The organism is Streptomyces sp. NPDC002623, assembly GCF_053592635.1.
Genome location: NZ_JBSFWB010000044.1, coordinates 1 through 13,747 on the forward strand (window position 1 = coordinate 1; position 13,747 = coordinate 13,747).

At 69.1% G+C, this 13,747-nt stretch carries 11 protein-coding genes and 3 pseudogenes; 6 read left to right on the plus strand and 8 right to left on the minus strand.

Annotated features, from left to right (window positions below; all coding sequences use genetic code 11):
• Positions 1-157 precede the first annotated feature (157 nt).
• The gene (locus tag ACWD4O_RS42115) at positions 158-3,100 is read left to right on the plus strand and encodes an ATP-binding protein (protein WP_451288343.1); all 2,943 of its coding nucleotides are present in this window, start codon (positions 158-160) and stop codon (positions 3,098-3,100) included.
• Between the two features lie 370 nt (positions 3,101-3,470).
• On the opposite strand, the gene ACWD4O_RS42120 is transcribed toward ACWD4O_RS42115, so the two are convergent.
• Complete coding sequence (locus tag ACWD4O_RS42120) at positions 3,471-4,196, minus strand: dienelactone hydrolase family protein (RefSeq protein WP_451288344.1); 726 nt, start codon at positions 4,194-4,196, stop codon at positions 3,471-3,473.
• 286 nt (positions 4,197-4,482) lie between these two features.
• Here ACWD4O_RS42120 and ACWD4O_RS42125 point away from each other — a divergent pair, with 286 nt between their 5' ends.
• Together ACWD4O_RS42125 and ACWD4O_RS42130 are read left to right on the plus strand one after the other, a co-directional pair.
• A complete protein-coding gene (locus ACWD4O_RS42125; protein WP_451288345.1) occupies positions 4,483-4,893 on the plus strand; it encodes a RidA family protein in 411 nt (136 codons plus the stop codon).
• A 66-nt stretch (positions 4,894-4,959) separates the two neighbouring features.
• Positions 4,960-5,742: pseudogene (locus tag ACWD4O_RS42130) on the plus strand (transposase); the annotation flags it as partial.
• 170 nt (positions 5,743-5,912) lie between these two features.
• On the opposite strand, the gene ACWD4O_RS42135 reads toward ACWD4O_RS42130, so the two are convergent.
• Together ACWD4O_RS42135 and ACWD4O_RS42140 are read right to left on the minus strand one after the other, a co-directional pair.
• Complete coding sequence (locus tag ACWD4O_RS42135; protein ID WP_451288346.1) at positions 5,913-6,548, minus strand: hypothetical protein; 636 nt, start codon at positions 6,546-6,548, stop codon at positions 5,913-5,915.
• Positions 6,549-7,211: 663 nt separating this feature from the next.
• Positions 7,212-8,003, minus strand: coding sequence for a class I SAM-dependent methyltransferase (locus ACWD4O_RS42140; protein ID WP_451288347.1), 792 nt, complete (start codon positions 8,001-8,003; stop codon positions 7,212-7,214).
• 155 nt (positions 8,004-8,158) lie between these two features.
• Here ACWD4O_RS42140 and ACWD4O_RS42145 point away from each other — a divergent pair, with 155 nt between their 5' ends.
• Positions 8,159-8,599, plus strand: coding sequence for a hypothetical protein (locus ACWD4O_RS42145; RefSeq protein WP_451288348.1), 441 nt, complete (start codon positions 8,159-8,161; stop codon positions 8,597-8,599).
• 767 nt (positions 8,600-9,366) lie between these two features.
• Here the strand turns inward: ACWD4O_RS42145 and ACWD4O_RS42150 are convergent.
• Positions 9,367-9,828, minus strand: a complete 462-nt coding sequence (locus ACWD4O_RS42150) for a GNAT family N-acetyltransferase (RefSeq protein WP_451288349.1) — start codon at positions 9,826-9,828, stop codon at positions 9,367-9,369.
• A 137-nt stretch (positions 9,829-9,965) separates the two neighbouring features.
• On the opposite strand from ACWD4O_RS42150, the pseudogene ACWD4O_RS42155 reads away from it, so the two are divergent.
• A pseudogene (locus ACWD4O_RS42155) lies at positions 9,966-10,132 on the plus strand (transposase); the annotation flags it as partial.
• 160 nt (positions 10,133-10,292) lie between these two features.
• Positions 10,293-10,886: a three-helix bundle dimerization domain-containing protein gene (locus ACWD4O_RS42160; RefSeq protein ID WP_451288350.1), complete on the plus strand. Its 594-nt coding sequence runs from the start codon at positions 10,293-10,295 to the stop codon at positions 10,884-10,886.
• On the opposite strand, the gene ACWD4O_RS42165 is transcribed toward ACWD4O_RS42160, so the two are convergent.
• From ACWD4O_RS42165 to ACWD4O_RS42180, 4 genes and pseudogenes are all read right to left on the minus strand, one after another.
• Positions 10,879-11,274, minus strand: coding sequence for a hypothetical protein (locus tag ACWD4O_RS42165; RefSeq protein ID WP_451288351.1), 396 nt, complete (start codon positions 11,272-11,274; stop codon positions 10,879-10,881). The genes ACWD4O_RS42160 and ACWD4O_RS42165 overlap by 8 nt on opposite strands.
• 30 nt (positions 11,275-11,304) lie before the next feature.
• Complete coding sequence (locus ACWD4O_RS42170) at positions 11,305-11,538, minus strand: hypothetical protein (protein ID WP_451288352.1); 234 nt, start codon at positions 11,536-11,538, stop codon at positions 11,305-11,307.
• Positions 11,539-12,019: 481 nt separating this feature from the next.
• Positions 12,020-12,328: a hypothetical protein gene (locus ACWD4O_RS42175; protein WP_451288353.1), complete on the minus strand. Its 309-nt coding sequence runs from the start codon at positions 12,326-12,328 to the stop codon at positions 12,020-12,022.
• Positions 12,329-13,403: 1,075 nt separating this feature from the next.
• Positions 13,404-13,596 (minus strand): annotated as a pseudogene (locus tag ACWD4O_RS42180) (transposase); the annotation flags it as partial.
• Between the last annotated feature and the right edge of the window lie 151 nt (positions 13,597-13,747).

Consider the following 13,747-nt stretch of genomic DNA (forward strand, 5'->3'; position numbering starts at 1 on the left):
AGCTCGAGGTCCTGCTCCCCGCCTTCACCGGCATGATGGCCACCCTCACCGTCAACCGCGAGCGCATGGAGGAACTGGCCCCGGCCGGCTTCTCTGCCGACTGCCCACTTATCAACCGTTCAGCGGACAGTCATACCCGGCGAATAAGTTTTCGCGGGTGTATACCCACTCACCGACCGTCATAGGCCGGACCGGCGAACTGCGGGAACTCGACACGGCCGTCGCTCAAGGCCGAGATCACCAGGGCGCGGTGGTCTTCGTCGTCGGCGACCCGGGGATGGGGAAGTCCCGCCTGGTCGACCAGGCGGCTGAGCAGGTCCGGAGCCACGGCGTCGTGTTGCAGGGACGGTGCAGCAGCATAGGCGCCCCCATAGCGCTGCGGCCATTGGCCGAGGCCCTGCTGTCGCTGGACCGCGCCGGCGCCGTCCCGCAGAGCCCCGAACTCCGGCCCTATCGGGCGGCGTTGTCCGCACTCGTACCGCGGTGGCGGGAGGGCACCGGGCCGAGTCGGCCGGAATCCCTGATCGTGCTCGCCGAGGCCGTCCTGCGGCTGCTCGCCGCCGCCGGCAGAGACCAGGGATGTCTGCTCGTCCTGGAAGACCTGCACGACGCCGACCCCGAGTCGATAGCGGTCACCGAGTACCTCGTCGACAATCTACGGGGGCTGCCCGTCACCCTGTTCGTCACGCTGCGCCCCGACGACGGCCCGGCGCTGGACCTCGTCTACCAGAGCAGGAGCCGTAAAGCCGGTCATGTCATCGAACTCCGGCCGCTCACCGCGGACGGCGTGACACACCTCGCGGCCTCCTGCCTGGGCATCTCGGTGGACGAGCTGCCCGCCCCGGTGGCCCGCCGGCTCCTCCATGACGCCGATGGCACACCACTGATCGTCGAGGAACTGCTCAACGGGATGATCGCGACCGGGGCACTGCAACAGTTCGGCGCGGGCGACTGGCGCGTGGTCCGCGACCTCGACACGACCGTCCCCGTCACCTTGACGCGCAGCGTCCTGGCGCGTGCCGACCGTCTCGGCCCGCAGGGGAAGCTAGCGCTCAACACTGCGGCGCTGTTGGGCCGCCGCTTCTCCTCGCCCCTCCTCCAGACGGTCACCGGACTCGACAACCGGAGCCTGCACATCCACCTTCGATCCGCCGTGGATGCCCAGTTGATCCTGCCGGAGCACGGGCACGGCGACGCGTACGTCTTCAAGCACGCGCTCACCGTCGAGGCGTTACTGACCCAACTCTTACCGGGGGAACGGGCGCAGCTCGCCCGGAGCGCGGCGGAGGCGCTGGAGAAGGCCGAGGCGGATCTGCCGGGGAAGCGGCTCGAGCTGGCGGCCGGTCTGTGGCACGCCGCCGGTGAACTCCACCGGGCGGGCCTCCTGCTCGCCGAGGCCGGCCACCTGGCCCTCCGGGAGGGACTTGTCGCCAACGCGGCGCATCTACTCGAAAAGTCGCTCGAATTTGTCGAGCCCCATCGCGACCAGAACACATGGGCCGATTGCGTCGAATCACTCCTCAATGCTCTGGTGGAATCAGGGGCCATCGAGCGGGCGTTCGAGTTCGCGCGATCGGTCGCCGACACGGCCCTCATGGAGCTCGACGACGCACGCCGGGCGAATCTGCACGCCCAACTGGCCTGGACGGCCGTCATGGTCGGCCGTTGGCCGGAAGCCGCCGAGCGGGTCGCGGCGGCCCGGTCGGTCCTCGGCAGCGACTGCGCTCCCGAGCAGCGGGTCCCGGTCGACGTCGTGGACGGCTTCGTCCAGGTCCGCGGTGGGCGGAAGGCGCCAGGCTTCGACACCACGCAGGCGGAAACACTGGTCCGCGGCGCCGTCGAGGCCGCGGAGCGCATCGGTCTGCCGGTCATCGCCTGCCAGGGCCTGCAACTGCTCGCCCTGCTCGCCCGCCCGCGCGGCTTCGACGAGGCGGATGCCTGCCTGCGCCGCATTCTCGCCATCGCCGACAAGCACGGCCTGGGACTGTGGCGAGCGCGAGCCCTCAGCAGACTGGCGACCAACCAGGGGATGGTCACCGGCAGCCCGGACCAACTGGAGCAGGTCCACCGGGTGTTCCTCCAGATGGGCGCCATCGCCTCCGCATACCAGGCCGAGTCCGCCCTCGCCATGCACGCGGTGCTCAGGGGAGAGAGCCAGCGAGCCGAGGAGACCCTCTCACGCTGCGCGTCCGCCCTCATACGCCTGGGCCACACCGGGGACCTGCACTATGTGTACGTCGTCCAAGCCGCCCTCGCCGCCCACCAGGGCCGACCCCACGACATGGAAAGGCATCTGGCCGACTACCGCGACCGGGGCGGCGAGCACTCCGAGTACACACCGGTGGTGCTCGGCCTCTGCCACGCCGTGTCCGCCTTGCTCGACGAGGACCGGCCGGCCGCCCGGGACGCCCTGGCCGCTGCTCGCGCCTGGGACCTGGAGCACCCCGCCACCTACTTCCTCACCGGCTGTTACGGCCTGGAACTCCTGGTGGCGGCCGTCAGTGCGGACCTCGACCAGGACCGACTGGAAGCCGTCGCACGGAAAGCTCCGGCGCGCCTGCGCTGGAACCTCCAGTTCGTCCACTTCACCCGGGCGGTGCTGCTCGGCGGGGACTCCCGCCACGACGAGGCCGCCGAAGCCGTCCAGCAGGCGATCCTTGCCTCGGCCCCGTTCCCGCTCGCCCGTCATCTAGGTCTGCGCCTGGTCTCCGAAGCCGCGATCACCGACGGCTGGGGCACGCCCGGCTTATGGCTGCGCACGGCCGAGGAGTACTTCCACGACGCGAACATCGCCCCCGTGGCCAGTGCCTGCCGCGCTCTCCTGCGCCAGGCGGGCATGCCGGCCGCCCAGCGCCGCTCCGGCCACGGCAGGGTCCCCGAGGCACTGCGCCGCCATGGGATCACCGCCCGCGAGTACGACGTCCTCGTCCTGCTGGCCCGGCGATACGGCAACAACGAGATCGCAGAGCGCCTGTTCATCTCACCGCGTACAGCGGAGAAGCACGTCGCCAGCCTGATGGCGAAGACAGACAGCCCGGGCCGCCGCGCCCTGTGCGAGTTCGCCCACCGCACCGCTTCCCCCGAACGCAAGGCCGACTGAGCGGCAGGACAGACACCGCCGCGGATCCAACCATGCCCAGCCCTTCAGTTGGAGATTGGTTCGGCGGCTGTAGCTCCTGTCGGCAACGGCCGAATCGGCTTCGTTCACTTCAATGGGCGACGTTTGTCCAGCAGCCTGGGAGGCAGTCGGCTGTCCGCGTGACCGCCGATGTTCGCGAAAAATGGTTCTGGCTCACTTTCCGTGATCCGCGCACGGTGAGTGATCTCCTCTGGGAGACCAGTGGGATGGAAGGTGGGTGTCAGCTGCAGACGATGGGGCAGCCACGTCGGATCGAGTGCTGGACAGCGCGCAGGGAAAAGCCCCGTTCGACCGGCTTGGTTGCGGTCCGGGATCGTGGTTGCCGACCAGATCACTCCGTCATGGGCAGGCACTCGGCGAGCAGGTCGACGACGTCCCGCCAAGCTCGCTGCGCGTGCTGCGGGTGGTAGCCGACCCCGGGGAGCACGGTGTGGTCGACCGGCGGGTGATGGAAGGCGTGCAAGGCGCCGCCGTAGACCACGAGGCGCCAGTCGACGCCCGCAGCCTGCATCTCGTCGGTGAATGCGACTCGTTGCGCGGGCGGCATGATCGGGTCCTCCGACCCGACCCCGGCCCACACCGGGCAGCGAATGCGCGCCGTCTCCCCTGGCCGGCCCGTGGTCAGTGCGTTGACTGTCGCGATCGCGCGCAGGTCGACGCCGTCGCGCCCGAGCTCCAGCGCGATTGCGCCCCCGGTGCCGTAGCCGACGGCGGCGATCCGGTCCGGGTCGGTCCGCGCCTCGGCGCGGACCACGTCGAGCGCCGCGTGGCCGATGCCTCGCATCCGGTCGGGGTCGGCGAGCAGCGGCATACAACGTGCCAGCATCTCCTCGGGGTCGCCCAAATAGCGCCCGCCGTGGAGGTCGAAGGCCAGCGCCACGTATCCCAGCTCGGCGAGCGCATCGGCCCGGCGGCGTTCGACATCGCTGAGCCCCACCCCCTCGGGCCCGACCAGGACCACGGGCCGTCGGTCGACACCGGCCGGAAGCGCAAGGTGCCCGATCATCGTCAGGCCGTCGGCCGCGTATTCGATCGTGCGCGTCGTAACCGTCGTCATGAGCCTGGACTGTAGTGATCGTCGAGCCTGGTCGGGCCGGTGTTCTGCCGCTGGCAGAAGGCAGGTCTCCGGCGTATTCCGGAACCACCCCGTCAGCGGTTCAGCTGAGAGCCTGCGCACAAACCGCCGTCGTCCGCCCGAAGAGCGGGCGCACCGGACGCCGCTGCGCAGACGGGGTGTGTTCACAGGCTCTCAGCTTGTTCTTTGACCCTCTGGCTGCTGCGAGCGTTGTCCGGTGCGGCAAATTGCGATGCGCACCGGCGGAATGCCGGTCAAACTCGCTCGCATGACTGCGAAGATCACCCGTATCAACCCCGAGCAACTGCATGAGACGCCTGGCTATCACCACATCACCGTGGTGGAGACCGGTCGTACGGCCTACCTGGCCGGGCAGTGCCCGCTCGATCGGAGCGGTTCCCTCGTCGGTTCCGGATCGCTCGAGGTGCAAGTCGACCAGGTCGTCGCGAACGCACTCGCCGCCTTGGCTGCGGTGGATGCCGAGCCGCGACACGTGGTGCGCTCGGTGATCTACGTGCGGAGCGACGACAGAGACGTTCTGGGTATCGCTTGGCGTCGGCTCACCGACTCGGCCCTCGGCCCGGCGTTCACCACCGCCAGCACGCTGTTGGGTGTTGCGCAACTCGGCTTCACGGGGCAGCTCGTTGAGGTGGACCTCACCGTGGCGCTGCCCGACTGAACCTCTTCGGCTCCAGATGTCGAGCGGCGCGCCTCGAACGGGGTGACTCGCCTGGGGACCCCGGACGTGAGTCTGCTGCCTGATGCCGTCCGGAGCAAAGCGTTCGCGGAAGCGTCACGCTTGCGGGGGCGAGTTCCACGAGTGTCTGACCGCTCGGCGCGATGAGCTGTTCGAACGGTCGGATGCCCTGCTGTGCATGGACGTCGCGGTGCTGGAAACGGGTGCCACGTCCTGGACCGCGATCCTGGACGCAGTCCGTCTGGGGCCGGCCGACGACGTCACCGCAGTCACCGCTGACCAGCTTCGAGAAGTCGTCGAACGGCTCATCGCAGCAGGTCAGTGGCAGATCGGCGACCCAGACATCGTCATTGGGTCCGATGCCGGCTACGACGTCACCCGCCTCGCCCGGGTCTTGCGAGACCTGGCCGTCGAGCTGTCGAGCTCATGGGCCGGGTCTGCTCCGACCGCGTCATGCGGCTGCCGAAACCGCCCCGGTTGCCGGGGGTGAACGGACGACCGCCCAAGCACGGCCCCGAGTTCCGCTTCACCAAGGCGGAGACCCTGGCTCGAGGCGGCGGTCGTCACCCGCACCGACACCGCGAACCACGGCAAAGCCGAGACGCAGGGCTGGGACCGGATCCATCCGCGGCTGACCCACCGGGCCGCCTGGCTGGAGCACGAGGGCGAACTCCCGCTGATCGAAGGCACCTTGATCCGGCTGAAGGTCGAGCACCTGTCAAAGGACCGTGATGCACCCGCCGTCTGGCCGTGTCCTCCAAGACCGGCGCCACATACGACGACGTCGACCGCACCTGGAAGGCATTCCTGCGACGTTTCGACCTGGAACATGAGGGCGGCGGACCCTGAGACTGGTCTGCGGAAGGGGCCGAAGCCGTTCCCACTCGGCATCCTTCAGGTCACCCCGCTCCATGTCCACGTGAACGAGTCGGCAATGGAGTAGTCACATGATCAGCTGGACGGCAACAACCCTTGTCGGCCTCGGCCACCGGACCGCGTGGTCATCGGTCTGAACGGCTGACGGCGCCAGGTGCGCGGCCCGCGAGCCAGACCGCGATCCGCTCCTTGAACTCTCGGTTGACGTAGGGACTGTCGTGAAGAGTGATCCGTTCCAGGGACTGCAGGATGTTCTCCGAGCGGTCCGGGTGGCGCACCGCGAACACGTCGACGCCGATCTCGCCCGTCGAGGCAATGACGTACACACTGCTGTCGAGCGCCATCATGGCGAAGCCCGGGTGGCCCGCGTGTATGCCGAGGAACGCCGATGCCGCGCCCCGGCCCATGATGTCCCAGCGGTCCAGGAGCCGGACCCGGGTCCAGAGCGTCGGTGCGGAGCTGTCGTTGTGCAGGTGCTGCAGGGCGGCCCGGTGCGTGCGGGTGCCCTGTGGAAGCTGGACGAGGAACTCACGCCGGTCATCGAGCAGACCCGAAGAGACGGCGAGGTCGTACCAGTCCTCATTGAGCCGCTCGACGAGCCGTGGGGTGTCGTACCGGTGGGAGAAGCCGCCGGCCACGTCCTCGGCACGGTATCCGACGACGAACGGCATCGTGCCGTCCGGAACGGCGTCCGGGATCACCTCAAGTCCGGCCCGCCGCAGCGGCCGGTACACCTTGCGATCGCGCTCCTGGGTACCCACCGGTCATTGTTTTACCAGGCCGGCGCGCCAAGAATCCCCCGGCCGGGCGCTTCCCCGTTTCCCGACCTCCCGGATCGGACCGGTGCCCAGATCGAACCGGTGCCCGGATCGGCCGCATGATCGGCCGGACAGGACCTGGCGTGCTCCGATCCGGCAGCGCTGCGGCCCGACGACTACGAACAGGTCGGGCTGCTGCTGTCCGGGCCCACCCACGCGGTCGCCGCCGATGTCCGCAGGTGCGCGGACAGGCTGCCCGACGACGACGGCCGGCGCCAACTCGCCGAGATCGTGCCGGGCGAGGCCGACGGCCGCCTGGCGCAGCGGTCCCGCAGCCTGCACCGGGTGGCCAGAACAAGGCCCGCATGCTGCGCGCGCTGTACGAACGGCTGGACCAGCTCCAGGCGCCACGCACGCCGTGGGCTCCCCTGATCGTCGTCCGGCACCGCCTCCCCCGGCGGCTCCGAACGACCGGCTCCGGACGACCGGCTCCGGACGACCGGCTCTGGACGACCCGTGAAGCCCCGGCGGCCCGCTCTACACCAGCGGTCGCCGGGGCTTCTCCTTTCCAGGATGGTGTACTCCGGCTTCCCGCGGGTCGGGCCGGCACAGCGCTCCACTTGGCCATTCGGAGACACGGCCGTCTCGGCCGGCCCCACGGCTGGATCAGCCCGGCTTGACCGCCAGCGTCGCAAAATAGTTCGACATGTATTGAGCGGATGCATTGGATTGGTGCGGCGCTTCCGCGAAGCCAGTGAGGACGAACCCCGCGGCGAGTTGCCCGCCGATCTGGTCGGTGAGGGTGTGGCTGTATTCAAGAGCGGCATCCGCGCCGAACTTCGTGGCGCGTTCCTCGGCGGAGTACTGCGTGACATCGCTGTAGGGCAGCTTGTGCACGACGATCAGCTCGCCGCGCTCGTCGAGCGCCTCGTGGTCGAACAAGTACGCATCAGGGTTGAGGAAACCCGCGAGCAGGGTTCCGCCCGGTCGCAGGACGCGGAAGCACTCACGCCACACCGGCGCCAAGTCTGGTGCGAACAGGTTGGAGACCGGATGGAATACGACATCGAATGTTGCGTCGCCGAAGGCGCTGAGGTCGCGCATGTCGCCCAGGACGGTGCGCAGCTCGAGTCCGTCGCGCGCCGCCACCATCTGGTCCTGGCCGAGCTGGCGGGGTGAGTTGTCGAATACGGTGACCCGCGCCCCTGCGGCGGCGAGGATCGGACCCTGCTGGCCACCGCCGGAGGCCAGGCACAACACGTCCTTGCCGGTCAGGTCCGTCGGCAGCCAGGAGCGGTCGACTGGCTCACGCCCGATGAGAACAATCGACCAGTCGCCCATGCGGGCGCGCTCGACATCCTCAGCACTCACCGGCCTCGACCACTCGTTGCCCTCTTGGACATACTTGTCCCAGGCTGCCCGATTGTGGGCAACGGGGTCGACAACAATGTCCTGCACGTTTAACTCCCTGCTACAGCCAAGCGGACACCTGCGGTACTGACAGTTCGGCGCCGCCAGCCAACACGATTGCAGGGTGCGGGCTCAACGAAATTAACGGGCATCGAGCGGTGCCTTCGGAGCCGACGTTAGTGATCCCGGTGTGTGATCCCGGTGTGCAGGAACGCAACGATCTCTGGCCACCATGTCTCGACGGTTGTGGCCAGGCGCTGCAGTTCGGGAAGGTCGGCGTCGGCGCATCGGCGGCAGAACCGGTACAGCAGATCGCGGACCTGTTCCCGGTCCGGGCGGGTCTGGGCGGGTCCGGGCGGGTCCGGGCGGTGGCAGACAGGTCCAGGAGGTCTTCCTTGGCGTTCCACGCAACGGTGATCGGCGCGCTGATCACCGTTGCGCAGGTTGGACAGCTCGTCGAGGAGAGCGTCGACGTGCTTGCCGCGCATCCGGGCGGCGGAGCGGGTGAGCCGGTTACGCAGTTCCCACGGACCCGGCGGGACCCGGCAGATCGCCGACTTGAAGACCGTGCACATGTCGATCGCGACGTACTGGACCACGTCGCGTCGGGCTTGGTCGCGATCGGCCGGCCGGCCAGTCGATGACCGACTGGGCGGTGCGGCCTTCGACCTGCCCGAGCAGGCCCTGCTTGCCTTGCCGGACAGGTCGTTGCCTTGCCGGACAGGTCGACGAAGCCGAGGTGTCGACGGTCCACGGCGGTCTGCCAGATACCGGTGGCGCCTCGTCAGGGATCCATCTCGGCCGGCCTCGGCGGATCTCGTCGATACCGAGCGCCTGCACCGGCTCGGGCTGGGCCGGCAGCACCGCCCGGGCATGAGGGGTGAACGCCGCCGCAACGACCGGCCAGGAGAGCGGATGGTCGCGGGCCGCCTGGACGACCGTGCGGCCCTGATCGGCACCGCCGCCCCGGCCGCAGCCCGTAATCGTGTGGTCAGCCGCCTACGTGGCGGTACTGGCGGGACCGACTCGGTGAACGAGCGACGCCGACACACCAGTTCGTGCAGCGCCAGCAGCGCTCGGCCCACACCAGCCGCAGTCGGCGACCCCGACCACGGCCAGGCCAGGCCAGGCCAGGCCATCCAAGCCCAACAACCGCGTCGTATCGTTTGCCACGTCCGTAGCTCTTCCGCTGTGATCATCACGCTTCGACGACAACATGATCTACGAGAGCTGCGGGCATCTATCAGTCACGGCCCACAGTGGAACCCCGTCCGGCGCTCAAACCCCCACCAATTTCGAAGAGCCCTCAAAAGGCACCGGGCCGTGGCCATGAGGTACGACAGGCTCGCGGTCCGCCACGAGGCGACCGCCCCTCGTCGCGGCCGTCAACGAGTGGCGAGGACCGACCACGTCACGATGGCGCCGCGTAACAGCGAATGGACACCGTCTGGTGCAGACTCCACTGCTGCTCGACTGTGGCCATCAGCTCCCAGCCCAGCCGCTCGTACAGGGCTGCCGCCGCGGTATCGGATGCCACGACGTCGAGCACCGGATGCAGGCCACGACGCCGAGCTTCCTCCGCTGCTTGGCCGATCAGCAGTGCACCGATCCGGTGTCCCCTCGCCTGCGGGGCCACGAACAGTCTGCTGACCACGGCGGTCATACCCCGTGTCGCCCCGTTCCGCTCGCTCCACAACATCGGGGCCAGATCGCCTTCGCCGCCTTGCGACAAACTGACATGCCCGACCAGGCGGCCTTCGAGTTCGGCAACCCAGGAGCCCAGCAGGGGACCGCGTGACAGCCACTCGCCGGGCTGATCCGGCCAGTTCACCGGATAACCGTCGCGCGCATGGACCTCCGCGAGGACCCGCACGCACTCCTCGACATCGCCATCAGCCCTCTGCCGGATCCAGCGGCTCGGCCTCTCGTCCGGCACCCCGGAGCTCTCGATGTTCACTCCGGCATGGAAACACAGTCCGCAGAGTCGCAACCAGCCACTTCTGGTACAGCCCGAAGAACGCGCCAGGCTTCGTGATTCTGCCGCGACGGTGGATCGTGGAGCGACGCTGGGCGTGGGCGATGCACTCCGGCGGCTGGTCCGGGACTACGAGCGGCTGCCGCAGCACACCGAGGCGATGTTCACCGTCGCGGCGATCACTCCCATGAGTCGTCCACTCCCATGAGTCGTCGTCTCACCCGTCGGCCGGCCTGCCCGACGCAGCGGTCCCACGCCCGCAGCCAGCCCTGCAGTCAGCGAGGCATCCGGCTGCCCAGGGCCACGGACTCTCTGGAGCCAGGGGGTAGTGGTACGTGACCTTCTCACGCCAGGATTCGTGTGTGAACGGTACGCAGCTTGCGATGGAACGGCTGGCAACCTGGCCCGATCTTCACGACATGGCGCCCGCCTGCGGCGCCGGGCCGGCTCTGCGGACGGCCGAGGCCGAGATCGTGCATTTCCACGGGCGAAGCGACGCCGAACTTCACCTGACAGCCGCTGCCATCCAGCGCCTGCGTCCCGAGCTGAGCCGGTCCACCGCGATCCGGCTTCATCTGGGATCGGCATGGGTGACCGTCCACCTGGACTGCGAGGACGACATCGCTCTCCTGACCAGCCTGGTCAGCCTGGCGCTCCAGGCGCACACCTCCGGATGGCCGCGCCCGGTGGAGGCGAGGTCGTACTCAGGGGAGAGGCAAGCGGCGGGAGCAGCAGTCATGGACGCTGCGCATTCGGAGAGCGATGGCGTCGTCCTCGAGAGCAAGGCCATCGAGCAGGTCCTGGAGCGGTTGAAGGCCCGCTACACGGGGATGGAGCCGACGGCGGTGGGTGCTGCGGTGAAGGAGGCCGAGGAACGGCTGCGTGATGCGAGGATCCGTGACTTCGTGCCGATCTTCGTGGAACGCCAGGCGCGCCGCGCTGGACGCCTCAGGTGAACACACCGAACCCCTGGGGCCCGCTTGAGGGGCCGAGCACGTTCCCGCCGTGGACCGTGACCATGATCGCGGCCTGCTCGCCGGGGAGAAGGGTCCAGGTGGCCGAGCAGAGGTAGGCCACCCCTAGGCAGTCCACCTCGAACAGCTCCGGCAGACCGTGCCCCTTGGAGGCCTCGGGATGGATGTCGAACTCGGCGCCTTCCCCATGAGCGTGGGCGCCGGCGGGCAGGCTGAACGACACCGTCCATCGCTGCACCGGCATGTGCGAGTTGTTGGTCACCGTCAACCGGAACACGCCATGTCCTGGAGCCGGCTCTTCCACGAGCGTGCACTCGACCTGCCAGAGCTGCGGGGCCTTGGACTGCACGGGCTCAAGAGTGCCACTCACGTCGGTTGAGTCCTTCGGGATCGGCTCGCCTCAGGCTGCCACACCCACAACGGCCAAGCACGTACACCGGGCCGAGCAAGTCAGCATCCAACCAAGGTCGCCCAGCACGATCTCGATCTCAGCCCTCAGAACGCTCACGCCGAAGACCAACACGATGACGACAGTCAGCTTCTCGGCGTTCCGGCTTCGGGCCTGAGTACGCCGCCGCAGCCGCACGACGATGATGACCGCCAGCAGAACCGCAACATTGATCGTCGGAACCACCGACCAGCCCTCCCCGTCACACGAACGTCGTCCCAGCACACCTGTAGCCCGAACCACTCCACGCGGTGAGTCGATTACTGATCGTTGGCGGCAAAACACTTCTGCCCGGCTGGATTTCTGGCCTTGACCAGCCCGTTCAGCCGCGCACCGCCCACACCCGGCGCGGTGCGCACTGCACTGCACCGCACCGCACCGCACCGCACCGCACCAGTGCGCATCACCCCGTCCGCGCATCGCGCACCGAACCGCACGGAATCGAGCGTGGCGCACTCCCCTGCTGTGCGCGCCAAGCGCGGCGCGTATCGGGCACGCGGCGCGATATGTCGTGCCCGATGCAACGCACTCCCCCGCTGCCGGTGCGCACCCGGCGCGGTGCGCTCCCGGTCCGGTGCGCGCACCCCGGTGCGGGTGGTGCGCACGATGCCGCGCACCACCCGCACCGCGCACCGCACCTGATGCGCACCGGATACGGCGTTTCCCGCTACGTCGCCTGCCGACCGTCAAGTTCCCGCCGGGCGACGAGAGCCCTCGCCAGCACCTTGGCCCGGTAGGGATGCGCGGCGCTGAGGGCCGTCGCCACCGCCACCGCCTCGTCCAAGAGGGCCAGACGTTGCCCGGGCAGCTCCCGCACCAGTGGCGAGGCGCTGGCCTCCACCAGGACGTACGCGAGCTTCGACCCGTATACCTCCGGCTCGACCTGCGTCAGCAGGCGGTAGATCCACAGCCCTTCGACGCCGCGCACCACCCGCCGGTTGGCGCCGAGCAGCTTGACCCTCGCCTGCAGAACCATGTCCTGATCCATCGATCCCCCTTCGTTGCCTCACCCCCCGGCCCGCCCCCGTCACGCGACGAGACAGCACAGCGAACGCGTCGGCAGCCGGGAACGGATGCCGACACGGACGTCGGAGAGTGGATGACGACGAGTCTGCGGGCGGACCACCACCTGCGACAAGCCCGAACGGACGTGCGCTCCGTCCTACCGAAAACCGCCTCCGAACAGGCATGATGGATCTGACACTCGCTGAGGACCGAGCCCGCGCCCCTGAGCGCGAGCAGCGGAGTCCGCGCATCGTGCGCGGCGCCGGCGACGCGGATGCCGACCGCAGGCAGTTCACTCGCCGGCAGAACCAGCCCAGGCATCAGGCAGGCACCCGGCTGCGTACCCGGCGCGCCGTGCGAGGCGACCGACGGGCACCCCCTCCTGGTCCGCCTTCCCGGGTTCCCCGTAGGCGGCCCCGGCAGGAAGCCGTCCGAGGAGGCATACGGCTGGGCACGGGAGCCGACCGATGCCGGGTGCATGAAGCACTGCCCGCACGATGCGCACCACCCGTACCGCGCACAGCACTTGGTGCGCATCCGATGAAGTTCATCGTCCGCACTGGTGCGCGTCGAGTGCCGGGCGTGGTCCGGTGCGCATCGTCACCGCCACAGCCAGGCATTGGACTGCCGTAGCCGGGACTGGGCACGCGCGTCGCGGCGGCTGGCTGCGCTGCCGATGCGGTCGCGCCGAGGGCGGGGCCGGCGAGACTGCCGGTGAAGAAGCACCGGTGCCCCGCCTGCTGGAGCCGCTTGCGCTGCAGGCGCGGCCGCCTCTTCTGCTCCGCCTTCGTCAGCGGCCGCAGTCGATCTGGAAGCGGCCCCGGAAGTCCAACCTCGGCTGCTACGGCTAGACCAGGCGCAGCTGAACAAGTTGGCCGGTACGGCTAGGCCGTTTCCGATGGCTCTTGGATGGTGTCGCGGAGCCAGATGACGATCGCGGTGACGGTGAGGACGTTGTTGAAGATGTAGGCGCGCTTGTCGTACCGGGTGGCCACGGCACGGAAGCCAGCCGACCAGCCGCGATGACGCTCGTAGACGGCCTGTCAGGGACCGTACCGCTCCGGCAGGTCAGGCCGCGGCACCCCTGTCCGGGCCCGGAACAGCACCCCGTTGATCACCCTGCGGTGATCTGCCCACTGCCCGCCCACTGCCCGCCCACTGCCCGCCCGGCCTGCCGTTGCCCGGCAGGAGGGGCTCGATCTTCTGCCACTGCGCATCCGTGAGCTCGTGTCGCCGCACCGTACGGGCGTCCTGCCCGGCAACCCACGAGATCCACCCAGCCCACCAAGAGCCATCAGAAACGACCTGGCCGTCGGGCGGCACCAGCTCGCCCGGGTCGGCGAGCGGGCCCATGCAGCCGGCCGTGCCGAGCAGCAGGAACAATGCCTTG